The organism is Noviherbaspirillum sp. UKPF54 (assembly GCF_007874125.1).
Lineage (GTDB): Bacteria > Pseudomonadota > Gammaproteobacteria > Burkholderiales > Burkholderiaceae_D > Noviherbaspirillum.
In genome coordinates, this window is sequence record NZ_CP040128.1 from 1,042,714 (window position 1) to 1,069,216 (window position 26,503).

20 protein-coding genes are annotated in these 26,503 nt (G+C 64.1%); 13 read left to right on the forward strand and 7 right to left on the reverse strand.

The annotated features are described in order from the left end of the window. Positions 1-39: 39 nt before the first annotated feature. The 9 genes from FAY22_RS04945 to iscX all read left to right on the forward strand — a co-directional run bounded on the left by FAY22_RS04945 (position 40) and on the right by iscX (position 6,928). On the forward strand, positions 40-1,029 hold the full coding sequence (locus FAY22_RS04945; protein WP_146329185.1) for a hypothetical protein: 990 nt from the start codon (positions 40-42) through the stop codon (positions 1,027-1,029). Positions 1,030-1,243: 214 nt separating this feature from the next. After that, a complete protein-coding gene (gene iscR / locus FAY22_RS04950; RefSeq protein ID WP_146329186.1) occupies positions 1,244-1,720 on the forward strand; it encodes a Fe-S cluster assembly transcriptional regulator IscR in 477 nt (158 codons plus the stop codon). Between the two features lie 17 nt (positions 1,721-1,737). Then, positions 1,738-2,991 carry an IscS subfamily cysteine desulfurase gene (locus FAY22_RS04955; RefSeq protein WP_146329187.1) on the forward strand — a complete coding sequence of 418 codons (1,254 nt, stop codon included), beginning with the start codon at positions 1,738-1,740 and terminating at the stop codon, positions 2,989-2,991. A gap of 30 nt (positions 2,992-3,021) precedes the next feature. After that, positions 3,022-3,411, forward strand: coding sequence for a Fe-S cluster assembly scaffold IscU (iscU, locus tag FAY22_RS04960; protein ID WP_146329188.1), 390 nt, complete (start codon positions 3,022-3,024; stop codon positions 3,409-3,411). Positions 3,412-3,463: 52 nt separating this feature from the next. After that, a complete protein-coding gene (iscA, locus tag FAY22_RS04965) occupies positions 3,464-3,787 on the forward strand; it encodes an iron-sulfur cluster assembly protein IscA (protein WP_146329189.1) in 324 nt (107 codons plus the stop codon). A gap of 85 nt (positions 3,788-3,872) precedes the next feature. Beyond that, positions 3,873-4,388 (forward strand): Fe-S protein assembly co-chaperone HscB, encoded by a 516-nt coding sequence (hscB, locus tag FAY22_RS04970; RefSeq protein WP_146329190.1) that lies wholly within the window; start codon positions 3,873-3,875, stop codon positions 4,386-4,388. 80 nt (positions 4,389-4,468) lie between these two features. Further along, positions 4,469-6,334: a Fe-S protein assembly chaperone HscA gene (gene hscA, locus FAY22_RS04975; RefSeq protein WP_146329191.1), complete on the forward strand. Its 1,866-nt coding sequence runs from the start codon at positions 4,469-4,471 to the stop codon at positions 6,332-6,334. A 49-nt stretch (positions 6,335-6,383) separates the two neighbouring features. Continuing rightward, on the forward strand, positions 6,384-6,722 hold the full coding sequence (fdx, locus tag FAY22_RS04980; RefSeq protein WP_146329192.1) for an ISC system 2Fe-2S type ferredoxin: 339 nt from the start codon (positions 6,384-6,386) through the stop codon (positions 6,720-6,722). 11 nt (positions 6,723-6,733) lie between these two features. Next, positions 6,734-6,928, forward strand: a complete 195-nt coding sequence (iscX, locus tag FAY22_RS04985; RefSeq protein WP_146329193.1) for a Fe-S cluster assembly protein IscX — start codon at positions 6,734-6,736, stop codon at positions 6,926-6,928. A 76-nt stretch (positions 6,929-7,004) separates the two neighbouring features. On the opposite strand, the gene FAY22_RS04990 is transcribed toward iscX, so the two are convergent. From FAY22_RS04990 to FAY22_RS05015, 6 genes are all read right to left on the reverse strand, one after another. Then, the gene (locus tag FAY22_RS04990; protein WP_146329194.1) at positions 7,005-7,691 is read right to left on the reverse strand and encodes a glycine zipper 2TM domain-containing protein; all 687 of its coding nucleotides are present in this window, start codon (positions 7,689-7,691) and stop codon (positions 7,005-7,007) included. 230 nt (positions 7,692-7,921) lie between these two features. Continuing rightward, a complete protein-coding gene (gene lysS / locus FAY22_RS04995; protein WP_146329195.1) occupies positions 7,922-9,448 on the reverse strand; it encodes a lysine--tRNA ligase in 1,527 nt (508 codons plus the stop codon). A gap of 36 nt (positions 9,449-9,484) precedes the next feature. Next, a protein-coding gene (prfB, locus tag FAY22_RS05000; RefSeq protein ID WP_146329196.1) for a peptide chain release factor 2 occupies positions 9,485-10,589 on the reverse strand; the annotation gives its coding sequence in 2 pieces (ribosomal slippage) (positions 9,485-10,507 and positions 10,509-10,589; 1,104 coding nt in all). A 92-nt stretch (positions 10,590-10,681) separates the two neighbouring features. After that, positions 10,682-12,376: a single-stranded-DNA-specific exonuclease RecJ gene (recJ, locus tag FAY22_RS05005; RefSeq protein ID WP_146329197.1), complete on the reverse strand. Its 1,695-nt coding sequence runs from the start codon at positions 12,374-12,376 to the stop codon at positions 10,682-10,684. Further along, the gene (locus FAY22_RS05010) at positions 12,373-13,413 is read right to left on the reverse strand and encodes a hypothetical protein (protein WP_146329198.1); all 1,041 of its coding nucleotides are present in this window, start codon (positions 13,411-13,413) and stop codon (positions 12,373-12,375) included. Before FAY22_RS05010 ends, recJ begins: the two co-directional genes overlap by 4 nt. Positions 13,414-13,498: 85 nt before the next feature. Then, positions 13,499-13,831 (reverse strand): hypothetical protein, encoded by a 333-nt coding sequence (locus tag FAY22_RS05015; RefSeq protein WP_146329199.1) that lies wholly within the window; start codon positions 13,829-13,831, stop codon positions 13,499-13,501. 165 nt (positions 13,832-13,996) lie between these two features. On the opposite strand from FAY22_RS05015, the gene glgA reads away from it, so the two are divergent. After that, a complete protein-coding gene (gene glgA / locus FAY22_RS05020) occupies positions 13,997-15,523 on the forward strand; it encodes a glycogen synthase GlgA (protein ID WP_146329200.1) in 1,527 nt (508 codons plus the stop codon). A 112-nt stretch (positions 15,524-15,635) separates the two neighbouring features. Further along, positions 15,636-17,771 (forward strand): glycogen debranching protein GlgX, encoded by a 2,136-nt coding sequence (glgX, locus tag FAY22_RS05025; protein ID WP_146329201.1) that lies wholly within the window; start codon positions 15,636-15,638, stop codon positions 17,769-17,771. Positions 17,772-17,815: 44 nt separating this feature from the next. Here glgX and FAY22_RS05030 read toward each other — a convergent pair whose 3' ends face one another. Further along, entirely contained in the window at positions 17,816-19,366 is a 1,551-nt protein-coding gene (locus FAY22_RS05030) for an alpha-amylase family glycosyl hydrolase (RefSeq protein WP_146329202.1), read from the reverse strand. Positions 19,367-19,727: 361 nt separating this feature from the next. Between FAY22_RS05030 and FAY22_RS05035 the strand changes: the two genes are divergently transcribed. Then, positions 19,728-23,102, forward strand: coding sequence for a maltotransferase domain-containing protein (locus FAY22_RS05035; protein ID WP_146329203.1), 3,375 nt, complete (start codon positions 19,728-19,730; stop codon positions 23,100-23,102). Continuing rightward, positions 23,062-26,475, forward strand: coding sequence for a maltose alpha-D-glucosyltransferase (treS, locus tag FAY22_RS05040; protein WP_371417357.1), 3,414 nt, complete (start codon positions 23,062-23,064; stop codon positions 26,473-26,475). Before FAY22_RS05035 ends, treS begins: the two co-directional genes overlap by 41 nt. Positions 26,476-26,503: the final 28 nt, after the last annotated feature.

The window sequence follows — 26,503 nt, forward strand, 5'->3', positions numbered from 1 at the left end:
CTCAGCATGCAGGCAATAACAACAACGGTGGCGGTCCTGATGTACGCAGCAAGCTGGACAGTGCATGCCGGCACGCTCTTCGAAGAGACAATGGATCACGCTTGGCCGACAGCGGGCAGCGCGGCAGACGAGCATGAAGTTGCTGGTGCTGTGGGGCAGCGTGCATTCGAATTATCCGATCGTCGAACTTTGATTGCGGATAGCCACGACGACGATCGAACCCGATCGCCGGCGTATGTTGCTTCGTATAGCCTGCCAATGAGTGGACGGAGTGCCGTATTCGGCTCATTCGGCATGCCGGGCGAGCCAGCATTGGGGCCGCCCGTTTCCTATATGCGGCAGATTTCCGGTATTGATAATCCGGAAACCGGGCGCGCCAGCCATTGGCTTGACGTGAACAACAACGTGTCCCACGTTTTTACGGTCGGCTATGCATGGCACGCGCTCAAGTTCGAAGGGTCCGCTTTCTCCGGGAAGGAGCGAAATGATCGGTGGCGGGATGAGAAGTACGCGCTCCGGCTGGATTCCACCTCGACCCGGCTTTCCTACAACCCGTCCCCGAATTGGTCTTTCCAGTTCAGCCGCGGCATGCTGAACGGTGTCGACCAGCTGGCGCCGGACGAGAATGTGCGGCGCGCGACGCTGTCGGCGACCTACAGTCGCGCGCTTAGCAACGGTAATTGGCAAAGCACGATTGCCTGGGGCCGGAACGCAAGGAAGGATCGCGAACCGACGATGGGCTATTTGCTCGAATCCACGCTTCGCTTCGATAGCCGGCACGCGGTGTTCGGGCGCTTGGAGCAGGTGGGTAGCGGTGAATTGGTGGCCGAAGATGGCGCTGCCATGAACCGCACATTCAAGATGAACAAGCTGACCTTCGGATATTTTCATGAAAGCGGGGTGCGCGGTCCGGTCGGTCTGGATGCCGGCGTCTTCGTGAGCCGTTACATCGTGCCCTCATCCGCGTCACCCGTCTACGCGGGCGATCCTGCTTCCTTCATGGTTTTCGTGCGCTTGAAACTGCGCTAGCGGTGCGAGGAAAGCGGCGAGATGTGAAATATGAAATAATGGCGTCGATTAAGTTGCGCCGCAGCAATCCTGGAACTCCTGCGCAATTCGGGTTCGCGTATTTCCCCTAATACCTGACAAAATCAGTCGGCTTTGTTATACTTGACTAAAATATTCGGGAATCCGGGATATTTGTTAGAACTTGGATACAGTTTCGCTTGGGAGCTGAAGTTTTATGCGTCTGACTACAAAAGGCCGGTTTGCGGTGACTGCGATGATCGACTTGGCGTTGCGCCAGGATAAAGGGCCAGTCACCTTGTCTGCGATTAGCCAGCGGCAGGAGATTTCCCTGTCATACCTGGAGCAGTTATTCGGCAAGCTGCGCCGTCATGAAATCGTCGAATCGGTACGCGGCCCCGGCGGCGGATACACCCTGGCGCGCCGCGCAGAGGACGTGACCGTTGCGGACATCATTATCGCGGTCGACGAACCGCTCGATGCGACCCAGTGCGGTGGCAAGGAAAACTGCCATGGCTCCAACCACGAACACGGCACGCGCTGCATGACCCACGACCTGTGGTCGACGCTCAATGCAAAAATGGTGGAATACCTCGATTCCGTGTCCCTGAAAGACCTGGTGGACCAACAGAAACAAAAGAATGCCGACAACAACGTGGTGATGGTGCAGCACCGGCCCCACGTGGCTGCTTGATTGGAGTGAAATACCGTATGAACGCCCCCCTGGAAAAAAGCCTGATCGATACCATCAAGGCGCCGCATTTTCCGATTTACATGGACTACTCGGCCACCACGCCGATCGACCCGCGCGTCGCCGACAAGATGATCCCGTATCTGCGCGAGCAATTCGGCAATCCGGCATCGCGTAGCCACATGTACGGCTGGGAAGCGGAAAAGGCGGTGGAAGAAGCGCGCGCCCACGTCGCGGCGCTGGTCAATGCCGATCCGCGCGAAATCATCTGGACTTCCGGCGCGACCGAAGGCAACAACCTCGCCATCAAGGGCGCGGCCCAGTTTTACAAGACCAAGGGCAAGCACATCATCACGGTCAAGACCGAGCACAAGGCCGTGCTCGACACCGTGCGCGAGCTGGAACGCCAGGGTTTTGAAGCGACTTACCTGCAGCCGCAGGACAACGGCCTGATCACGCTCGAGCAGCTGCAGGAAGCGATTCGCCCGGACACGATCCTGGTGTCGGTCATGCTGGTCAACAATGAAATCGGCGTGATCCAGCCGATTCCGGAAATTGGCGAGCTGTGCCGCTCGAAAGGCATCATTTTCCACTGCGACGCGGCGCAGGCGACCGGCAAGGTCCACATCGACCTCGAAAAATGGAAGGTCGACCTGATGACGTTCACGGCGCACAAGACCTACGGCCCGAAGGGCATCGGCGCGCTCTACGTGCGTCGCAAGCCGCGCGTGCGCATCGAGGCGCAGATGCACGGCGGCGGCCACGAGCGCGGCCTGCGTTCCGGCACGCTGCCGACGCACCAGATCGTCGGCATGGGCGAGGCCTTCCGCATTGCCAAGGAAGAGATGGACACCGAGATCGTGCGCATCAAGGCGCTGCGCGACCGCCTGGCCAAGGGCCTGACCGAGATCGAGGAAGTCTACGTCAACGGCGACATGGAACACCGCGTGCCGCACAACCTGAACGTCAGCTTCAATTATGTCGAAGGCGAATCGCTGATCATGGCAATCAAGGATATCGCGGTGTCGTCCGGCTCGGCATGCACCTCGGCCAGCCTGGAGCCGTCCTACGTGCTGCGCGCCCTGGGCCGTAGCGACGAACTGGCGCACAGCTCGATCCGCTTCACCATCGGCCGTTTCACGACGGAAGAAGACATCGATTTCACGATCAACCTGATCAAGACCAAGGTGGCCAAGCTGCGCGAGCTGTCGCCGCTGTGGGATATGCACAAGGAAGGGATCGACATCAACTCGATCCAGTGGGCGGCGCACTGACCGCACCTGCCAAGTTATAAGGAGCATCAAATGTCTTATTCGGAAAAAGTCCTCGACCATTATGAAAACCCGCGCAATGTCGGCGCCTTCGACAAGGGCGACGAGTCGGTCGGCACCGGCATGGTCGGCGCGCCGGCCTGCGGCGACGTGATGAAATTGCAGATCAAGGTCGGCGCCGACGGCGTGATTGAAGACGCAAAGTTCAAGACCTACGGCTGCGGTTCCGCGATCGCGTCGTCGTCGCTGGTGACCGAATGGGTCAAGGGCAAGACGCTCGACGAGGCGCTCGCGATCAAGAACACGCAGATCGCGGAAGAGCTGGCGCTGCCGCCGGTGAAGATCCACTGCTCGATCCTTGCCGAGGACGCGATCAAGGCGGCGGTGCAGGATTACAAGAGCAAGTCCAAGCAGACGGCCTGATTTTGGTGTTCCGGCCCGGCCGGAACAGATTTGCGAAAGGTGATAAGGCATTATGGCAGTCACGTTGACCGAAAAAGCAGCAAGGCACATCAACCGTTATATCGAACGCCGCGGCAAGGGCGTGGGCTTGCGCTTCGGCGTGCGCACCACCGGCTGTTCCGGCATGGCGTACAAGCTGGAGTACGTGGACGAGAGCGCGCCGGACGACGCCGTGTTCGAATCGCACGGCGTGAAGGTGTTCGTCGATCCGAAGAGCCTGCCGTACATCGACGGCACCGAACTCGACTTCGCGCGCGAGGGGCTCAATGAAGGCTTCAAGTTCAACAATCCGAACGTGAAGAACGAGTGCGGCTGCGGAGAAAGCTTCAGCATCTGAGTGGCGTGCGCATCCTTCCACGGGAGGAATGCGCCGTCCAATCGCATCCGAAGCCTGTGCGAACAGGCTTTTGTTTTAATTAGCCATGCAAAATCACTTCGAGCTGTTCCACCTGCCGCAGCGTTTCGACATCGACATGACGGCGCTGGACAAGGCCTATCGCGAGGTGCAGAACCGCGTTCATCCCGACAAATTCAGCAATGCGACCGACACGGAAAAGCGCGTCGCCATGCAGTGGGCCACGCGCGCCAACGAGGCGTACCAGACGCTGAAGAATCCCTACAAGCGGGCGGCCTACCTGTGCGAGCTGAACGGCGTCGATTTGCAGATCGAGTCGAACACGGCGATGCCTGGCGACTTCCTGATGCAGCAGATGGAGTGGCGCGAGGCGCTGGAAGAGGCCCGGGCGGCGAAGGATATCGATGCGCTGGAAGCATTGAACGCCGAGCTGCAATGCGCGCGCAAGGCGGAAGTGAGGAAAATCGGCGAACAACTGGACGCGCAGGATTTCGCCGAGGCCGCGCACGGCGTGCGCAAGCTGATGTTTCTCGAAAAATTTTCGACGGAAATCGGGCACATCTTCGAACATATCGAAGGATGAATTCCTCGGCTATCATTCAGGCCGATTGCGATTCGCCCGCCCGTTGCGCGCGTCAATGAACTGACAGAGTAAAGATTCCAATGGCACTCCTGCAAATTTCCGAACCCGGCATGTCCACCGCGCCGCACCAGCATCGGCTGGCGATCGGCATCGATCTGGGTACCACCAATTCGCTGGTTGCGACGGTACGCAGCAGCATCCCGGAAGTATTGAACGACGAGGAAGGCCGGCCGTTGCTGCCGTCAATCGTGCGCTACCTGCCCAACGGCCATGCGCACATCGGCTGCAAGGCGCAGGCGGCGCAGACGACCGACCCGAAGAACACGATCGTGTCGGTCAAGCGTTTCATGGGACGCGGCCTGAAGGATATCGCCTACGCCGAGAACCTGCCTTACGATTTCGTCGACGCGCCGGGCATGGTGCAGATCAAGACGGTGGCCGGCGTGAAAAGCCCGGTGGAAGTGTCGGCGGAAATCCTGGCGACGCTGCGCCAGCGCGCGGAAGACGCGCTCGGCGACGAGCTGGTCGGCGCGGTCATTACGGTGCCCGCCTACTTCGACGATGCGCAGCGCCAGGCCACCAAGGACGCGGCGAAACTGGCCGGGCTGAATGTGCTGCGGCTGTTGAACGAGCCGACTGCTGCCGCCATCGCCTACGGGCTCGACAGCGCGTCCGAAGGCGTGTTCGCGGTCTACGACCTTGGGGGCGGCACCTTCGACATTTCCATTCTCAAGCTGACCAAGGGCGTCTTCGAGGTGCTGGCGACCGGCGGTGACTCTGCGTTGGGCGGCGACGATTTCGACCATCGCCTGATGTGCTGGATGATCGAGCAGGCGCGGCTCGCGCCGTTATCCGACAAGGACACCCGCATCCTGATGGTGAAGGCGCGCGAAGCCAAGGAATTGCTGTCGACGCAGGGCGAGACGCATATCGATGCGGTGCTGACCTCGGGTGAAGAGGTGCGCCTGACACTGACGGCGGAAACCTTTGCGCAGATTACGCAGCATCTGGTGGCCAAGACAATAACCCCGACGCGCAAGGCCTTGCGCGACGCGGGCCTGACGGTGGAGGACGTGGATGGGGTGGTGCTGGTCGGTGGCGCCACGCGCATGCCGCATATCCGCAAGGCGGTCGGAGAATTCTTCAAGACGATCCCGCTGGCCAATATCGATCCCGACAAGGTGGTGGCGCTGGGCGCGGCCATCCAGGCCAACCTGCTGGCAGGCAATCGCGCTGCGGGCGACGACTGGCTGCTGCTGGACGTGATCCCGCTGTCACTCGGCATCGAGACCATGGGCGGGCTGGTGGAAAAGGTTATCCCGCGTAATTCGACCATCCCATGCGCGCGGGCTCAGGAATTCACGACTTTCAAGGATGGCCAGACCGCGATGGCGATCCACGTGGTGCAGGGCGAGCGCGAACTGGTGAGCGACTGCCGCTCGCTGGCGAAGTTCGAGCTGCGCGGCATTCCACCGACGGCGGCTGGCGCGGCGCGCATACGGGTCACCTATCAGGTCGATGCCGACGGCTTGCTGTCGGTGTCGGCGCGCGAACAGCATTCCGGCGTGGAGGCGTCGGTCACCGTCAAGCCGTCGTACGGCTTGAGCGACGACGAGATCGCCAGGATGCTGCAGGAGTCGTTCACCTCGGCCGAGGTCGACATGAAGATGCGCGCATTGCGCGAAGAACAGGTCGAGGCGGAGCGCATCCTGCTGGCGACGCAGTCGGCGCTGGATGCCGACGGCGACCTGCTGTCGGGCCAGGAACAGTCCGCGGTGCTTGCGCTGATGGAAGACGTGCGCCAGAAGGAGCGGGGCGACGATCATCTCGCGATCAAGGCGGCCGTCGACGCGCTGGCAAGGGGTACCGAGGAATTCGCCGCGCGCAGGATGGATCGCAGCGTGCGCGCCGCGCTGTCCGGCAAGAAGCTGGACGAAATCGCCTGATGCAAAACTGAACACCGTCCATTGATCGATCGTTTATAAAGGTTAGAACGTGCCACAAATCGTCGTCCTCCCTCACGCCACCCTTTGCCCGGAAGGCGCAGTCATCGAAGCGCCGAAGGGCAAGTCGATTTGCGATGCCTTGCTTGAAAACGACATCGAGATCGAACATGCCTGCGAAAAATCGTGCGCATGCACCACCTGTCATGTAGTCGTGCGCGAGGGTTTCGATTCGCTCGACGAGGCGGAAGAAAAGGAAGAGGATCTGCTCGACCGCGCATGGGGCCTGGAAGCGACCTCGCGTCTGTCATGCCAAGCGGTCGTGGGGGACGACGACCTGGTGGTCGAAATTCCGAAATATACGATCAACCAGGTCAGCGAGAATCACTGAGGGAGCGGATCATGAAATGGACCGACATCACGCGTATTGCGGAAGAATTGAACGACAAATATCCTGACGTCGACCCGTTGACGGTGCGCTTCGTCGATCTGCACAACTGGGTGCTCGGGCTGGACGGATTCGACGACGACCACCAGCGCGGCGGCGAAAAGGTTCTGGAAGCAATCCAGATGGCCTGGATAGAGGAAGCGAAATAGCCTTCCTCAAATAGTGAGCGGCAAATAAAAAAGGCGGCCTGTGCCGCCTTTTTGTTTGGGTATGTCGTTCGACCGGTCAGGCACGCTCCGCCAGGTGGCCGTTGACCACGCGCACGCGGTCGCCCACGCTCCAGCCCGGCTGTTGCGCATACGGGAAGGAGCGGACGCTGCCGTCTTCCATGCGCACCCGGACTTCGTAGGAGGTCGTGGCGCGGCTGCGTTTTTCGATTTCATTGCCGGCATAGCCGCCGCCCACGGCGCCGGCGACCGTCGCCAGCGCACGGCCGTTGCCGCCGCCGACCTGGTTGCCCAGCACGCCGCCCAGCACCGCACCGGCGACCACGCCGACGCCGCTCGGCTTGGCTTGCTGGTGGAGCGCCTGCACCGATTCGACCCGCCCGCAGCTCGAGCATATGGCCGGCGCCTGGGCTACCGGCTCGGATGTGCGGGCATGGCGCGGCTGCGAATGCGCACGCTGCACGGAGCTGCGCTGCGGTGCGGGCACCGGCTTGGCGCCATCGCCATCATCGGGCTTTGAGGCGGGAAGGGAAGGCTCGGCCGAGCCCGGCGCGACTGCGGCGAGCGTATTGGCGCCGACGGCTGGCGCGGCAGCTGCGGCCACCGGTTCCGGCGAGTTCGTGCTGTGCGACTTCGGGAGCAGGCCAGTGATGGCGGCCACGCCGGTCAGGCTGACCAGGATGACGGAGATGGCGGCGCCGGCGACCAGCGGATGCATGCGCTTTGTCGTGGTGTTGTTTTCCATGATTTGCTCCTGTTGCTGCGTCTGCGACGGGAATCGTCGACTTCTTTCACAGAGTAATTATCGGAGCGTGCGCCAGCCAAGAAAAGGCGATTAATGTGTCACCTGTAAGGCTTTGTAACGACATTTGCTGTGCGTCAAAGGCCGCGCAGGCGAGAGGAGCATTGCAGCATGCGTAAACGCAGAACGGGACCGGTGCGTGGTCCCGTTCTGTAGGTATGGCGACGCTATGCTTAGTCTTCGCGGCGCAGGTGCGGGAAGAGGATCACGTCGCGAATGTTCGGCGAATCGGTGATCAGCATCATCAGGCGGTCGATGCCGATGCCGCAGCCGCCGGTCGGCGGCATGCCGTACTCGAGCGCGCGGATGTAGTCGGCGTCGTAGTACATCGCTTCCTCATCGCCGGCGTCCTTGGCGGCTACCTGCGACTGGAAGCGCGCGGCCTGGTCTTCCGCATCGTTGAGCTCGGAGAAGCCGTTGGCGATTTCGCGGCCGGTGATGAACAGCTCGAAACGCTCGGTGATGCCCGGCAACGTGTCGGAGGCGCGCGCCAGCGGCGATACCTCGACCGGGTAGTCGATGATGTAAGTCGGCTCCCACAATTGCGATTCCGCGGTTTCCTCGAACAGCGCCAGCTGCAGCGCGCCGATGCCGGCGTTGGCGAGCGGATTGACGCCGAACTTCTTCAGCTCGGCGCGCAGGAAGGCGGCGTCGTGCAGCTGCTCGTTGCTGTAGTGCGGCGCGTACTTGTTGATCGCGCCGACGATGGTCAGCCGGTGGAACGGCTTGGACAGGTCGAGCTCGCGGCCCTGGTAGGTCAGGCAGGCGGTGCCGTGCGCGTCGACCGCGGCCTGGCGGATCACCGCTTCGGTGAAGTCCATCAGCCACTTGTAATCGACGTAGGCGGCGTAGAACTCCATCATCGTGAATTCCGGATTGTGGCGCGGCGACACGCCCTCATTGCGGAAGTTGCGGTTGACCTCGAACACCCGCTCGAATCCGCCCACCACCAGGCGCTTCAGGTAAAGCTCTGGCGCGATGCGCAGGAACATCTGCATGTCGAGCGCGTTGTGGTGCGTGATGAACGGTTTCGCTGCCGCGCCGCCCGGGATCGGGTGCAGCATCGGCGTTTCCACTTCCATGAAGCCGTGCTCGGCCATGAAGCGGCGCATCGAGGACATCGCGGCGGTGCGCGCGCGGAAGGTGCGGCGCGTCTCCTCGCTCATGATCAGGTCGACGTAGCGCTGGCGGTACTTGGTTTCGTGGTCTGACAGGCCGTGGAACTTGTCCGGCAGCGGGCGCAGCGACTTGGTCAACAGGCGCAGGCCGCTCACCTTGACCGACAGTTCGCCGGTCTTGGTCTTGAACAGCGTGCCTTCGGCGCCGAGGATGTCGCCCAGGTCGTAGTGCTTGAATTTCGCGTGAGTCTCTTCGCCGGCGTTGTCGTTGGTGATGTAGAGCTGGATGCGGCCGTCCGCCTTGCGGCCGGAGGCGTCCTGGATGGTCGCGAACGACGCCTTGCCCATCACGCGCTTCAGCATCATGCGGCCGGCGACCTTCACCGTGATCGGGTCGGCTTCCAGCTGTTCGTTGGTCAGCTCGCCGTAGCGCTCGTGCAGGTCGGCGGCCTTGTGAGAGGGGCGGAAGTCGTTGGGGAAGGCCACGCCCTGTTCGCGGATCGCGGCCAGCTTGGCGCGGCGCTCGGCCATGATCGAATTCTCGTCCTGGGCCGGCGTCAGTTGTTCGTTTTGGTTGGTCATGAATGAACGTTCTGTATTGGGAATATCGATGAGCGCTTACACACCCTGCTTGAGCGACGCGGCGATGAAATCGTCGAGGTCGCCGTCCAGCACAGCCTTGGTGTTGCCGACTTCATGGTTGGTGCGCAAATCCTTGATGCGCGACTGGTCGAGCACGTAGGAGCGGATCTGGTGGCCCCAGCCGACGTCGGTCTTGGAGTCTTCCAGCTTCTGCTGTTCGCTCATGCGCTTGCGCAATTCCAGTTCGAACAGGCGCGATTTCAGCATTTCCCACGCTTCGGCGCGGTTGCGGTGCTGGCTGCGGTCGTTCTGGCATTGCACGACGATGCCGGAAGGCGCGTGCGTCAGGCGCACCGCGGAGTCGGTCTTGTTGATGTGCTGGCCGCCGGCGCCTGATGCGCGGTAGGTATCGACACGCACGTCGGCCGGATTGATGTCGATCTCGATCGATTCGTCCACTTCCGGATAGACGAAGATGCTGGAGAACGAGGTGTGGCGGCCGTTGGCGGAATCGAACGGCGACTTGCGCACCAGCCGGTGCACGCCGGTTTCCGTGCGCAGGAAGCCATAGGCGTAATCGCCCTCGACCTTGATGGTCGCGGTCTTGATGCCGGCGACTTCACCCTCGGACACTTCCAGGATTTCGGTCTTGAAGCCCTTGCGCTCGCAATAGCGCAGGTACTGGCGCAGCAGCATCGAGGCCCAGTCCTGCGCCTCGGTGCCGCCGGCGCCGGCCTGGATGTCGATGAAGCAGTTGTTCGGGTCCATCGGATTGGAAAACATCCGGCGGAACTCCATGCCTTCGACCAGCTTCTTCAGTTCCTCGGCGTCGCCTTCGATCGCGACCAGCGTGTCTTCGTCCTGCTCTTCGCGCGCCATCGCGAACAGGTCGCTGGCATCGCGCAGGTCGTTGTCGATCTTGATCAGGGTATGGACGATCGCTTCCAGCGATTTCTTTTCCTTGCCGAGGTCCTGGGCCCGCTTCGGGTCGTTCCAGACGTTGGGGTCTTCCAGTTCGGCGTTGACTTGTTCGAGTTTCTCCGACTTCACATCGAAGTCAAAGATACCTCCGTAATTCGGCTGCGCGGGTCGACAGGTCCGCGAGCAGGGCTGACAGGGAATTGAGACGTTCTGCTTCCATGATGAACTCTTCTGCAATCAAACCCTAGATTATACCCCAGCGAAATCGAAGAATTCTGCATGGCAGCCGCGTTCGCCGCGGTCCGGCAAGGTTCAGGCGGCCTGGGCATGCTCGATCATCAATTGCACTCTTGTCACGCCGTTGTATTCGTTCGCGTCCAGCCGGTAGGCGACCAGGGTGCGTTCGGGCAGGCTGTCGGCATGGCCGAACCAGATCGCGTCGTAGCGGCGGCCATCCTTTTCGAGCATCAGCTTCAGGTGTTTTTCCTTCAAGACACGCTGGTTCAGCACGCGGAACTCGTCGCAAAACACCGGCGGCGCGAACCCCTGGCCCCATACCTGGCCGTCGAGCAGTTCGATGAACTGGGTGGAGAAATAGGCATCCTCCAGCGGCCCGTCGGTTTCGATCACGCGCTCGAGCTGGTTTTGCGTGAGCCAGTCGCGGCCGACCGCCTCGAAAGCGGCGGCGAAGGCGTCGAATGCCTCGGCGCGGATGGTCAGCCCCGCCGCCATCGCGTGGCCGCCGAATTTCGTGATCACGCTGGGGGCGTGCTTGGACACCAGGTCCAATGCGTCGCGCAGGTGAAAGCCGGCGATCGAGCGCCCGGAACCCTTGATCAGGCCATCGCCGCCCGGCGCGAAGGTGATGGTGGGGCGGTAGAACTTGTCTTTCAGGCGCGAGGCGACGATGCCGATCACGCCCTGGTGCCAGGACGGATCGAACACGCTGATGGTGGTCTTGTCCTGCGGATTGAAGGTGTCGAGCAGCAGCAGCGCCGTATCCTGCATCTCCGCCTCGATGTCGCGCCGCTCGCGGTTGATCGTATCGAGCTGCTGCGCGATGGCCCAGGCGCGGCCTTCGTCGTCGGTGGTCAGGCATTCGATGCCGAGCGACATGTCGGCCAGGCGGCCCGCCGCGTTCAGGCGCGGCCCGAGCGCGAAGCCGAGGTCGAACGGTGTGGCGCGCCGCGCTTCCCGGCCGGCGGCGCGAAAGAGCGCGGCCACGCCCGGCTGCATGCGACCGGCGCGCATGCGCTTGATGCCCTGCGCCACCAGGATGCGGTTGTTGGCATCGAGCTTGACGACGTCGGCCACGGTGCCAAGCGCAACCAGGTCGAGCAGCGCATCGAGCTTGGGCTGCGATTGCGCATCGAAGATGCCGCGCTTGCGCATTTCCGCGCGCAGCGCCAGCAGCACGTAGAACATCACGCCCACGCCGGCCAGGTTCTTGCTCGGAAAGCCGCACGAGGGCTGGTTCGGATTGACGATCACGCGCGCGTTGGGCAGCGCGTCGCCGGGCAGGTGGTGATCGGTGACGACGACCTCGATGCCGCGCCGGTTGGCTTCGGCCACGCCGTCGATGCTGGCGATGCCGTTGTCGACGGTGACGATGATGTCGGGCGATTTTTCCCTGACGGTCAGTTCGACGATCTCGGGCGTCAGCCCGTAACCGTATTCAAAACGGTTAGGTACGATGAAATCGACCCGTGCGCCCAGCATGCGCAGCCCGCGCAAGGCCACCGCGCAGGCGGTGGCGCCGTCGCAATCATAGTCGGCGACGATGACCAGCTTCTTTCCCCCCGCGATCGCATCCGCCAGAAACGCGGCCGCCGCATCGATATGCAACAGCCCTGCCGGCGCGATCAGCGCGCCCAGTTCGCTGGACAGTTCGCGCATGTCGTTCAAGCCACGCGCCGCGTACAGGCGCGCCAGCACAGGGTGCACGCCTTGCTGGCGCAATAGTTCGGCGCTGCGGAAGGAAAAGGAACGGGTAGTAATGCGGGTCATGAATGGAGCGGCGCCAGGGAGGGTTTCACCCAGAATTTTCGCAGGGAAAGGCGGCTGACGGCAAATTGCGCTACGCCGGTGTCATTTGTTGCAATTAACGAAAGATGGTCGAGCGCGCCGCCGCGCAACGCTTCCAGCAGCGGTGCAAACCATTGCTCTTCGAGCATATGCATGGCGTCCAGCCAGCGCGACCAGTCGTTCGACAACGCCGGCTCCAGCAGCGTATCCAGCAGCGCCAACCCTTGCTGCGGCCGGGACGCCAGGATTTGCGGCAGCATCGCGGGGGCGGTCGTGCCCAACGATCGCGTCCAGCCGGAAAGATTGAACGTGTCGGTGTAATTGCTTGCCAGCGTGGCATCGGCCGGCGCGCCTCCCCACAGCCACAGCGAATTGACCGGCTTCAGGCCGCGCGCTTCGCGTGCTTCATTGATGGCGTGGTTGAACCAGTGCATCTGCACTTCGTTTTGCACCTTGCGCCAGTCGCGTTCGGTCGGTCCGCGCGGCATCCAGATATCGATGTTGTGGCCGCTGGCGGCGTCCGGCGTCGACGTGCGCAATTCGTGCCAGTCGTCGGCGCGGACAAACCAGGTACTTGCATCGCCGTAATGCAAGGTTTTGCCGTAATCCGCGAACAGCGGCGCGGCGATATCGAACAAGGCGCGCGCATCTTGTTCGGGCAGCATCAGTTGCCGCGGATCGACGAGCACCAGGTGGTCGCGCGCGACATGGATGTGAACGGGTTGCACGACGAACCAGCTTCCCGCGCCCGGTTCGGCGCCCAACCGGCGCATCAAGGCCGGGGCGATCGGCGGGCTGCTGTTGCCATCCGGCGCGGCGCGGAAAGCCTGCGCGAGCCAGCGCTCGTGCGGCAGGGCGCGATGGAACCCCTCCGCCGGTTCATCCGCCGGCAGTGCGCGCCCGGTGCTGGCGCGGGCAACGAGGGTGGCAAGCGCGGGGGCGCGCAGGGCCTTGCGGAGATCGGCGGCGAGTTCGGCCGGGGGAAGGGCGAAAGGAAGCAGGATGTCGAGACGGCTCATGCCGCGCATTGTAGGGCATCCCCCGCACGGCGTCCAAATGCATTCCGTGAGCAGTGCAGCCGCTATGGAACGCGGCCGCGGGGGCCTACACCAAGCCCAGAATCCGGCCGATTTCGGCGATATACGGGCTATCCCTCAGCACTTCGCTTTCCACCCGCGCGGTCATGTCCTGGAACGTGTTGTGGACCGTATGCAGGCTCTCCCGCACCTGGCGCTCCTGGTCGCCGGGCGAGGCCAGCATCTGCTTGAGCGTGGCGATTTCTCCTTTCAAGGTCTGTACATCGGGCGCATCGGCCGGCGCATTCGCCAGTTCCTGTTCCAGCGCGGCGACCAGGCTGCGCACGCGTTCGAGACTGAACCCGGATTGGGGCGGCGTGGCGGACGGCGGCATGGACTGGCGGTTGTCGGAAGAAGTCATGGTGGCGGCTCTCTCTATGGTGGACCGGGTATCGACATCATTAAGTTGATTTTACACAGGTGAGCAATCGGGGCAACGCCTATATTAATTTGACGCTTCAAGCTTGCCGGCGCCTCGGGTGATGTGCCGGAATCCCCCTTCGTCCATGAGACCGGAGCCACCCCATTGAATGCCCGCATCCTCATCGTTTGTTCGGAAGCAGTTCCCCTTGTTAAAACCGGCGGCCTCGCCGATGTCGTCACCTCGCTGGCACGCACGCTGCGGCGGCGCGGCATCGATGCGACGCTAATGATGCCCGGCTATCCAGCCGCGCTGGAGCAGGCCCGCAACCTGGAAGAGGCCGGGCTTCTTCCTGACCTGCCGGGCGGACCCGGCCGCCTGCTGCATGGCGCAATGCCGGATTGCGGGACACCGGTGCTGCTGTTGGGTACGCCCGGCTTCGAGCGGCGCATCGCCAATCCCTACGTGGACGAGCGGGGCGAGGAATTCGCCGACAACGCGCAGTGCTTCGGCGCGCTCGCGCATGCCGCCGTGGCGGTTTGCCGCGGCAAGACGGCGCTGGCGCCGCCGCACGTGGTGCATGCGAACGACTGGCATGCCGGCCTGATTCCGGCGCTGCTGCGGGCGCACCGTGTCGTGGACGTCGGCTCGTTGTTTACCATTCACAACCTCGCCTTCCAGGGCAATTTCCCCGTGGACTGCGCGCCCGGCCTCGGCATCCCGCAGCACATGCTCGGCCCGGACGGCATGGAGTTCTGGGGCCGGCTGAGTTTTCTGAAGGCCGGCATCCGCTACGCCGATCGCATCTCGACGGTGAGCGATACCTATGCGTCGGAAATCCTGACGCCGCGCTTCGGGCACGGCCTGGATGGGTTGCTCAACGAGCGCCGGCGCGCTCTTCTTGCCATACGTAATGGGGTCGATACCGATACCTGGAATCCGGCGGACGATGCCCTCATCGTGCGCAACTTCACCCTGTCCGACCCGCGCGGAAAAAGCAGTTGCAAACGCGAATTGCAAACCTTGTTCGGCTTGCCGCCGGACCCGTTCGCCCCGATTCTTGCCGTCGGCAGCCGGATCACGCACCAGAAGATGGCCGATGTCGCGCTCGAGTCGCTGCCGGTCGTGTTGCGCCGCTATGCGCGCGCGCAATTGATCGTGCTCGGGCGCGGCGAGCGCAGGTACGAGCAAGGCTTTTCCGGGCTGATGGAATGCTTCCCGGAACGGGTCGCGGTGCATATCGGCTACGACGAGAAGCGCGCGCATGCGCTGCATGCCGGCGCCGACATGCTGTTGCACGGCAGCCGCTTCGAGCCGTTCGGGCTGACGCCGCTGTATTCGATGCGCTATGGAACGATCCCGATCGCCTCGCGCGTCGGCGGCATCGTCGATACAGTCGCCGATGCCCGCCTGTCGGGCGCACCTCCGGATGGGGCGAGCGGCATCCTGTTCGACGGCGAAGAACCCGACGCCATGACAGCGGCGGTCAGTCGCGCCTTCGCGCTCTATGAAAATCCGTCCGAATGGCATCCGATCCAATGCAACGCCATGTCTGCCGACTTTTCCTGGTCGCAGCCAGTCGAGAAATATATCGCCGCGTATCGCGAGATCGCCGCGAGCGATGTAAGGGAATTGTTCGTGGCGCAGCCGGAAATGCCGGACGCGGACATCCCGGAATACAAGACCGCATGAAGGCGGCATGAAAGCGGCATGAAAGCGGCAAGGCGGGCGCCCGCACAACAAGGCCGGGGTGCCGGCGGGGAGGAGGATATCGCCAGAAAAATTTTACGGAGATCCTGTACGCATGTTTTTTGAAATCCCGGGCCGCCTGAGCCCTGGGCGTCCCTATCCGCTGGGCGCGACCTTTGACGGGCAGGGCGTCAATTTCGCCGTGTTTTCCGCCAATGCCGAGCGTGTCGACTTGTGCATCTTCGACGCCGCCGGACGGCATGAAGTCGCGCGGCTCCCCTTGCCCGACTGTACGGACGAAGTCTGGAACGGCTACCTGCCGGAAGCCGGCCCGGGGCTGCTGTACGGGTTCCGCGCCTACGGCCCGTACCAGCCGGAGCAGGGGCATCGCTTCAACCCCCACAAGCTCCTGCTCGATCCGTACGCGCGCCTGTTGTCGGGACCGCTGCGCTGGTCGGACGCGTTGTTCGGGTACCGGCTCGGTTCGGCGCGCGCCGACCTGAGTTTCGACCGGCGCGATAGCGCGCCGGCGATGCCCAAGTCGGTCGTGGCGGAGGACGTCTTCAACTGGGGCGAAGACCGCCGCCCCGTCGTGCCGTGGTCCAAGACCGTCATCTATGAAGTACACGTGCGCGGCATTTCGATCCTGCGCGAGGACCTGCGCGCCGACTTGCGCGGCACCTTCGCAGCGCTGGCCAATCCGCGCTTCATCGATCACCTGCACCGGCTGGGCGTGACCACGATCGAGCTCATGCCGGTCAATGCCTACATGCAGGATCGATTTCTTCTGGAAAAGGGTTTGCGCAATTACTGGGGGTACAGCCCGTTATCCTTCTTCGCGCCGGAACCCGCCTACCTGTCGCAGGGCGGGCTGAACGACATGCGGCTGGCGGTGCGGCGGCTGCATGCGGCCGGCATCGAAGTCATTCTCGACGTGGTCTACAACCATACCAGCAGCGGCAACGAACTGGGACCGACCATCTGTTTTCGCGGCCTGGACAATGCCAGCTACTTCCGCCTGGTGCCGGGCAACGAGCGTTATTACATCAATGAAACCGGATGCGGCAATACCCTCAACATATCGCATCCGCGCGTGCTGCAGCTGGTCATGGATTCGCTGCGCTACTGGGCGCAGGCCTTCCATATCGACGGCTTCCGCTTCGACCTCGGCGCCACGCTGGGGCGCGAAGGCACCGGCTTCGACCCGGGCTCGGGCTTTTTCGATGCGATTCTGCAAGACCCGCTGCTGTCGCGCCTGAAACTGATTTCGGAGCCGTGGGATATCGGTCCCGGCGGCTACCAGCTCGGCAACCATCCGCCCCGGTTCGCGGAGTGGAACGACAAGTTCCGCGACGGCGTGCGACGCTTCTGGCGCGGCGACGCCGGGCTGCGCGCGGATTTCGCGGCGCGCCTTTCCGGCTCGGCCGACCTGTTCAGCCGGCGCCACCGCAAGCCGTGGGCCTCGATCAACTACGTCGCCTCGCACGATGGCTTCACCTTGCAGGATGTCGTTAGTTATTCCGAAAAGCACAATGAAGCCAACGGGGAAAACAACAACGACGGCCATTCCGAGAATTACAGCGCGAACTGGGGCGCCGAAGGCCCGAGCGACGACGCCGCCATCCTGGCGCGGCGCGAGCGCGTGCGGCGCGCCATGCTCGCCACGGTGATGCTGGCGCAGGGCACGCCGATGCTGCTGGCCGGGGACGAGTTCGGCCGCACGCAGCGCGGCAACAACAATGCGTATTGCCAGGACAACGATATTTCATGGGTCGACTGGGCGCTGGCGCAAACGCCGGCCGGCGGTTCGCTGGTCGCCTACGTCGCGCGGCTGGGAATCATCCGGCATAGCTTTTGCGCTTTGCAGTCAGATCGGTTTCATTACGGCGCGGAGCTGGCGCCCGGCGTGCAGGACATTGCCTGGTTCGACGAGCGCGGCGAGGTAGTAGCGCCGGAGGCATGGCAAAACCCGGAGGCGCGGGCGCTGGCGGTGCAGCGCGCCAGCATCGAGGAGGATGGGCGCACCGGCATCGTCCTGCTGTTCATCAACGCCTGGCATGAGCCGATCACGTTCAGCTTCCCGGCGCCCGGCGCTCTTCCTCGGCGCTGGTATCTGCTCGCCGACAGCGCCGGGGAAGAGAGCCGGGTGCGGGAAGTGACGCAAGGCTCGGTGGATGTGCAGGGCTTCAGCGTGATGGTGTTCGCGAATCGCGTGCCCAGGGAATTGCGCCTGGCGGACATGGAGGAGTAGGGCGGGGGGCGGGGGGCGCCCCGCCCTGCGTTTTGGAATGGCCCTTATGCCTGCAGCAGGCAAAACCCGCTCACGCCCAGCATGACATTTTTCCCGTCGATATCGGCATGCTGGCCGAAGAGGAGGTCGCCGTAGCCAAACTCCAGAATCTTTCTCGGCACGGTATCCATGTTGAACAGGCACACGATCCTGCTGCCCTCGTGGCTGCGGGCAAACGCGAGCACGCCTTCCGGCGCGTCGAGCAATTCGATGCTTCCCTTGTGCAGTTCCGGGCGGGACTTGCGCAGCGCGATCATCTCGCGCGCAAAGCGCAGGGTCGAGCGGGCATCGCTTTCCTGGCGCTCCACGTTCATGTCGACATGTATCGGATCGACCGGCAGCCACGGCTCGGCCGCACTGAAGCCGCCGTGCTGATCGTTATTCCACGGCATCGGCGTGCGGCAGCCGTCGCGGCCCTTGAATTTCGGCCAGAACGAGATGCCGAACGGGTCTTGCAGGCGCTCGAACGGCACATCCGACTGCGGCAGGCCCAGCTCTTCGCCCTGGTACAGGCAGATGTCGCCGCGCATGGCGAACAGCAGCGCCAGGTGCTCGCGCGCGGTGGCGTCGCGCTCGCGGCCCTGCTGCCAGCGGGTCGCCACGCGCGGCTTGTCATGGTTGCTCATCGCGTAGCAGGCGTTGCTCGGCCCCTGGATATGCTCTTCCAGCGTGGCGATCACGTTGCGCACGTAGGGCGCGCTGTAGTCCGGGCGCATCAGCGCAAAGCTGTAGGCGGAGTGCAGGCGCCCGGGGCGGGTGTACTGTCCCATCAGCTTCAGGGGATCGGTGCCGCCCACTTCCGCCAGGCTGAAGGCGCCGTAGGCGTCGAGCAGCTTGCGGATCTTTTCCAGGAAGGGAAGCATCTCCGGCCGCCCCTGGTCGTACACATGCACCTGGTAGCCGTAGGGATGCAGCGCGTCGCCGGGATTGTCACGCGGCGGGTTGTTGCGCAGCATTTCGTCCTGAAAAATGTGATTGCAGGCATCGAAACGGAAACCCGATACGCCCATGTCGAGCCAATAATCCATTTCCGCCAGCACCGCGTTTTGCACCCCGGCGTTGTGCATGTTGAGGTCGGGCTGGCTGGACAGGAAGGAGTGGAAGTAGTACTGCCGCCGCTCCGCGTCCCAGCGCCATGCCGGGCCGCCGAACACCGACACCCAGTTGTTGGGCGGGCTGCCGTCCGGCTTCGGATCGGCCCACAGGTACCAGTCCGACTTGCTGTTCTGGCGCGCGCGGCTCTGCTTGAACCACGCATGTTCTTCCGACGTATGGGAAATCACCATGTCGACGATCACGCCGAGCCCGAGCGCGCGGGCGCGCTTCATCAGGCTCCTGAAGTCGTCCATGGTGCCGAAGATCGGATCGACCGCACGGTAGTCGGATACGTCGTAGCCGAAGTCCTTCATCGGCGACTTGAAGAAGGGGCTGATCCAGATCGCGTCGACGCCGAGGCTCTTGATATACGCAAGTTTTTGCTCGATGCCGGCCAGGTCGCCGATGCCATCGTTGTTCGAGTCGTAAAAGCTGCGCGGATATACCTGATAAATAATCATCAACCGTCTCACCAATCATGTGCGGCGCCTGGCTTGGGTTGTCGCAGGCGGCGCGCGGACAAGGCCGCGTTATCCATTGCCCGTCGCGCCCGCCGGCGGAGCCGGGACGCGAGGGACGAGATCCACAATATCTGTTGCTCAGTGGAATTGCGCAATGTCGTAGAGGCAAGAACGGCGCATTTTGTTCCGCTCACGCAACTCTTCCATACAGAAATACTGTCGGTTTGGCGAGGCTGACAATGTTTGTGACACAAGCTTGCGACATCTGAATGTCTTTTTGCGAACAAACCGCCGGCTCGGCTGCTCTATTGAAAATGATTGCAGGCGTGCCGGCTGCGCGGACCAACGGATCATTCACGACATGGATAAATCGAAACCTTTCCTTCCCCGGATTTACTACCTGGACCCGGAACTTGCCGGTCCTGCAGCGGAATTGGAAGGGCTGCTTGAGCGATGCGCGGCGATGGGTTTCGATCATGTGATGACACCGCCGGCCTCGGACGAGGCGGTAAAAAGCCTGGCTAGCTCGTGCGCTCGAAGGCGGCTGCGGCTGCTGGTCGACCTGGACCCGGGCCGCATCGGCGCCGATGCGGCGTTGCTGGAGCGCCATGCTGACTGGTTCCTCGACGCCGGCGCGGATGACGAATTGCCCGATCCGCGCCGCGTGCCCCGCCGTGTCATAACCGGCGTCGCAACGCGGGCCATCCGCTACGAGCGTCCGGACGTGCTGGAACAGGTCGTCGCGTACTGGCGCGGCAAGGTGCAGTTACAGATCGCGGCTGGCGTGGCGGGTTTTCGATGCATCAATATCGCGCAACAGCCGCCGGCGCTGTGGCAGAACCTGATCGAATCCGTCAGGCGAACGCAGGAAGAGACGTGTTTTCTGGCCTGGACGCCGGGCTGCCCGCCGGCGCAGATCGACGCGCTGGCCAGCTGCGGCTTCGACGCCACCTTTTCCTCGGGCGCGTGGTGGGACTTCCGCTCGCGCTGGCTGGCGGAGGAACAGTCCCGGCTGGCGCGCGTGGCGCCGCCGATCGCCTTTCCCGACAGCCCGGACGAGCCGGTGATTGCGCGCCTCACCGGCAACGAGGATGTGGCGGTGCGGCGGCAGATCTACCTGCGCGCGCTGGGGCTGGCGGCAGCCGCCGGCAACGGGATATTGGTGCCGATGGGGTTCGAATACGGCGCGTCGGGCCTGACGGCCGGCCTGATTGGCGCGCGGCCGGACTGGAACGCGGTGCGGCAGGGCGCGCCGTTCGATCTGGGCGATGACATTGCGCGGGCCAACGAATTCATCGCGTCGCTGGGCGCGGCCTTTCACGGGCGCGCGCCGCGCATCCTGGGCGGCGCCGACACCGGCGCCGCCGTCCTGTTGCGCGAAGCGTCGCACGGCACGGCGCCGGGCGCCACGGCCAAGGCCTTGCTCGTCATCGCCAACGCCGATGCGAGGCGTTCCTGCGTGGTCAATGAAAGCCAGTTGCTGGAGCGCGCCGGCGGCTTCATCCGTTACGAGCAGCTGTGGCCGAAGGATGCCGCACAGGGCGAGGCGCGGCGCGCACATGAATCGCAGGACAAGCCGCTCGAACTTTTGCCCGGCGGTTTGCAGATGTTCATCGCGCAGCGGCTGGCGCCCATCCTGTGCGCGCCCGAGGGCGGCGAGCAGGCGGCGAGCGCTGCTGCGGCGGCCAAGTCCCCTCGCATCGCGATCGAAGCGGTGGCGCCCTCGGCGGACGGCGGAAAGTTCCCGGTCAAGCGCGTCGTCGGCGAGTCGGTCAGCATCGAAGCCGACGTGTTTGTCGACGGCCACGACAAGCTGGCAGTCGCGGTCCTGTGGCGCGCGGCGGACGAAGAAGCCTGGCATGAAACCCGGATGCATGCGACGGGCAACGACCGCTGGGCGGCATCATTGCCGCTCACGCGCATCGGCCGCTACCTGTTCGCCGTGGAGGCCTGGCGCGACGTGTTTTCGACTTACCGCGACGAGCTGGAAAAGAAGACGGCGGCCGGCCTGAACGTGGCGGTCGAGCTGGAAGAAGGGCGGCTGCTGGTGGAGGCGGCGGCGCGCCATGCGCGCGACAAGGGCATGGCCGAGGTGGCGCAGGCGCTGGCTGCGATGGCCGGTTCGCTGGAGGCCGCGCCTGTCGTCGGAAATTCGGCCGGGAGTTCCGCCGGACAGGACGCCGGCGCATCGGCCAGGGACGCCGAGCGGGTCGCGGTGCTGCTGTCGGAGCCGATGGCGGAGGCGATGCGGCTGGCGGACGCCCGCCCGTTCGCGGTGCGCGGCGAGACGATGCGCATCGACGCCGAGCGCGGCGCGGCGCGCTATGCCAGCTGGTACGAACTGTTCCCGCGTTCGCAAAGCGGCGATCCCGCGCGGCACGGCACTTTCGCCGACGTGGAGAAGCGCCTGCCCGCGATCCAGGCGATGGGCTTCGACACGCTGTATTTCCCGCCCATCCATCCGATCGGCAAAAAGCACAGGAAAGGCCGCAACAACAGCCTGAGCGCCGGGCCGGACGAACCGGGCAGCCCGTACGCGATCGGTTCCGAGGAGGGCGGGCACGATGCTCTGCATCCGCAGCTCGGGACGCTGGACGATTTCCGGCATCTGCGCGACGAGGCGGCCCGGCACGGGCTGGAGCTCGCGCTCGATTTCGCGATCCAGTGCTCGCCCGATCATCCCTGGCTGAAGGCGCATCCGGAATGGTTCGCCTGGCGCCCGGACGGCAGCATCCGCTATGCGGAAAACCCGCCCAAGAAATACCAGGACATCGTCAACGTCGACTTCTATGCCGAAGGCGCCATTCCCGGCCTGTGGATCGCGCTGCGCGACGCGGTGCTGTTCTGGGCTCAGGAGGGCGTGCGGGTATTCCGCGTCGATAATCCGCATACCAAGACGCTGCCGTTCTGGGAATGGATGATCGCCGACATTCGCGGCCGCTACCCGGACACGATCTTCCTGTCGGAAGCGTTTACCCGGCCCAAGATGATGTACCGGCTGGCCAAGATCGGTTTTTCGCAGTCCTACACCTACTTCACCTGGCGCCACAGCAAGCAGGAATTCATCGATTACATGACCGAGCTGACGACCACGCCGGTGCGCGAATATTTCCGCCCGCATTTCTTCGTCAACACGCCGGACATCAATCCATATTTCCTGCAGCGTTCCGGCCGCCCCGGCTTCTTGATCCGCGCCGCGCTGGCGACCATGCTGTCGGGCCTGTGGGGCATGTACAGCGGCTTCGAGCTGTGCGAGGGAACGCCGATTCCCGGCAAGGAAGAGTATCTGGACTCGGAAAAATACGAGATCCGCGCCTGGGACTGGAACCGGCCGGGCAACATCATCGGCGAGATCACGCAGTTGAACCGTATCCGCGCCGAGAACCCGGCGCTGCAGACGCACCTGAACATCCGCTTCCTGCCTGCGTCGGACGACAACATCCTCTTCTTCATCAAGTCCACGCCGCCGGCCGGCAGCGGCGAACATCAAGGCAGCTGTTCGGGCGACAACGCGGTGCTGGTCGCGATCAACCTCGATCCGTTCGCCGCGCACGACACGACGCTGGAGCTGCCGCTGTGGGAGTTCGGCCTGCCGGACGACGGCACGCTCGAGGTGGAGGACCTGGTCAACGGCGTGCACCTGTCCTGGCAGGGAAGGCGCCAGCAACTCAGGCTCGATCCGTTCATCTGCCCGTATGCGATCTGGCGGGTCAGGCAAAAGCAGGCAACAAAGTGAGCTCGACATGGACATGGACACCGACCGCCGCAAGGCAACCCGACGCAACTCAATCTCTTCGCCCGCGATACAAAGCATGCCATTCAGCGACGACCCGCTCTGGTACAAGGACGCCATCATCTATCAGGTGCACGTCAAGTCGTTTTTCGACGCCAACAACGACGGCATCGGCGACTTCGCCGGCCTGATCGACAAGCTCGACTACATCGCCGACCTCGGCGTCAATACCATCTGGCTGCTGCCGTTCTATCCCTCGCCGCGGCGCGACGACGGCTACGACATCGCGGAGTACACCGGCGTGCATCCGGATTACGGCACGATGGAGGATGCGCGCGAATTCATCGCCGAGGCGCACGCGCGCGGGCTGCGCGTGATCACCGAGCTGGTGGTCAACCATACCTCCGACCAGCATCCCTGGTTCCAGCGCGCGCGCCAGGCGCCGCCGGGATCGAGCGAGCGCAATTTCTACGTCTGGTCCGACAACGACCAGGCCTACAGCGGCACGCGCATCATCTTCTGCGACACCGAAAAATCGAACTGGACCTGGGACCCGGTGGCGAACGCGTTTTTCTGGCACCGCTTCTATTCGCACCAGCCCGACCTGAACTTCGACAATCCGGAAGTGCTGGACGCGGTGCTCGGCATCATGGGCTACTGGCTGGACATGGGCGTGGACGGTCTGCGGCTGGACGCGGTGCCCTACCTGGTCGAACGCGAAGGCACGACCAACGAAAACCTGCCGGAGACGCACGCGATCCTGAAACGCATCCGGGCGGAGGTCGACCGCAAGTACCCGGGGCGCATGCTGCTGGCCGAGGCCAACATGTGGCCGGAAGACGTGCGCCCGTACTTCGACGAGGAATGCCACATGGCGTTCCACTTCCCGCTGATGCCGCGCATGTATATGGCGCTGGCGCAGGAAGACCGCTTCCCGGTCGCCGACATCCTGCGCCAGACGCCGGAAATCCCGGACCACTGCCAGTGGGCGATCTTCCTGCGCAACCACGACGAGCTGACGCTGGAAATGGTGACCGACAAGGAACGCGATTACCTGTGGAATTTCTACGCGTCCGAGAAGCGCGCACGCATCAATCTCGGCATCCGCCGCCGCCTGGCGCCGCTGCTGGAGCGCGACCGGCGCCGCACCGAGCTGCTCAGCAGCTTCCTGCTGTCGATGCCGGGCACGCCTGTGCTCTATTACGGCGACGAGATCGGCATGGGCGACAACATCCACCTCGGCGACCGCGACGGCGTTCGCACCCCGATGCAGTGGACGCCGGACCGCAACGGCGGCTTTTCGCGCGCCGATCCGGCCAAGCTGGTGCTGCCGGCGATCATGGACCCGGTGTACGGCTACGAGGCGGTCAACGTGGAGGCACAGCTGGTCGACCCGTATTCCCAGCTGAACTGGATGCGCCGCATGCTCACGGTGCGCAAGCAGCATTGCGCGTTCGGGCGCGGCACGCTCACCGTCCTGTATCCGAACAACCGCCGCATCCTGGCCTACCTGCGCGAATTCCGCGCCGACGAAGAGGTGGTGGAAACCATCCTGTGCGTGGCCAACGTCTCGCGCTCGGCGCAGGCGGTCGAGCTCGACCTGTCCAGCTATGCCGGGCGCATTCCGCTGGAAATGCTGGGCGGCTCGGCCTTTCCGCCGATCGGCAAGCTGTCTTACCTGCTGACGCTGCCGCCTTACGGCTTCTACTGGTTCCTGCTGGCGACCGAGGCGCGCATGCCGGAATGGCATTCGCCGGCGCCGGAGCCGCTGCCGGAACTGGCCACGCTGGTGCTGCGCAACAGCGTCACGGAAGTGCTGGAGGCCCCGCGCCGCGCCATCCTGGAAAACGAAGCGCTGCCGGCCTACCTGCCCAAGCGCCGCTGGTATGCGGCCAAGCAGGAAAAGCTGCAGTCGGCCCGCATCGCGCTGGCCACCATGCTGCCGGCGTCGCAGGCGCGGCCGCACCTCACGCCATCCATGCTGGCGGAAGTCGAGACCACGACCGCCGGCGGCAGCGACCGCTACCTTCTGCCGCTCGGCTATATCCGGGAGGACGATATCGTCACCGCGCTGCCGCAACAGCTGGCGCTGGCCAGGGTGCGGCGTGGGCGCCATGTCGGCCTGCTTACCGACGCCTTCGTGCTCGATTCGTTCGCCTACGTGATCGTGGAGCTGATGCGGGATGGCGCGACGCTGCCGGCGGATGACGGCGAGATCCGCTTCATCCCGACCGAGGCGCTGCGCGAAGTCGATATCGGCCAGGAACCGGCCGTGCAGCGGTTGTCAGGCGAGCAGTCCAACAGTTCGCTCGTGCTGCAGGACGCGATCGTGCTGAAGGTGATCCGCCGCGTGTTGCCGGGCATGCATCCGGAAGCCGAGATGGGGCGTTATCTCACCGCGCTCGGCTATGCCAACGCGCCGAAGATGCTGGGCGAGGCCGCGCGCGTAGGCCAGGACGGCACGCGCCACACGATGATCCTGCTGCAGCAGTTCATCCACAACCAGGGCGACGCCTGGCAATGGGTGCTCGACACGCTGTCGCGCTGGATCCAGCAGCAGGCCGCCGTATCCGAGCCGGCTGCGGCGGCGGAAGCGGAGAGCGACATTCCGACGCCCGAGGACGAGCTGCTGCAGCTGTCGACCATGCTGGGCAAGCGCCTGGGCGAGATGCATGCGGCGCTGGCCGGGCCGACCGACGACCCCGCCTTCGCGCCCGAGGAGGCCGGCGCGGACGACGTTGCGCAATGGGCGCAAGGTGCGAAGAACCAGCTGGAAGCCGCGTTCGACGCACTGCGCGGGCGCAGCGAATGGAGCAGCGACGCCGAGGCGCACCGGGTGGCGCGCCTCCTCGGCCGGTACGACCGCCTGCTGACCCAGATCGACCGCCTCGCGCAGGCCGGTCTGGGCACGCTGCGCACCCGCGTGCACGGCGACTTCCATCTCGGCCAGGTGCTGGTGGCCCACCGCGACGTCTACATCGTCGACTTCGAGGGCGAACCGGCCAAGCCGCTGGAGCAGCGGCGCGCCAAGGCGAGCCCGCTGCGCGACGTGGCGGGCCTGCTGCGTTCCTTCGATTACGCGGCGGCGTTCGCCGGCAAGGCCGGGCCGGCCGACCTGGACGAAGCGGCGGAGCTGCGCAAGCAGCAGATCATCCGCAACTTCGCCCCGGCCTGCCAGGCGGCCTTCCTCGACGCCTACCGCGAGGCGGCCTATGCCGGGCCGCTGAAGGTGTCGCCGGAAGCCGAGCGCGCGCTGCTGCAGCTGTTCATGCTGGAAAAGGCCGGCTATGAAATCTGCTACGAGGCGGCGAACCGCCCGGCATGGATACCGGTGCCGATGAACGGGCTGGCGAAGATCGCCGACGAGCTGCTGTAACCCGATGACGTTCTTCGAAATCATCAAG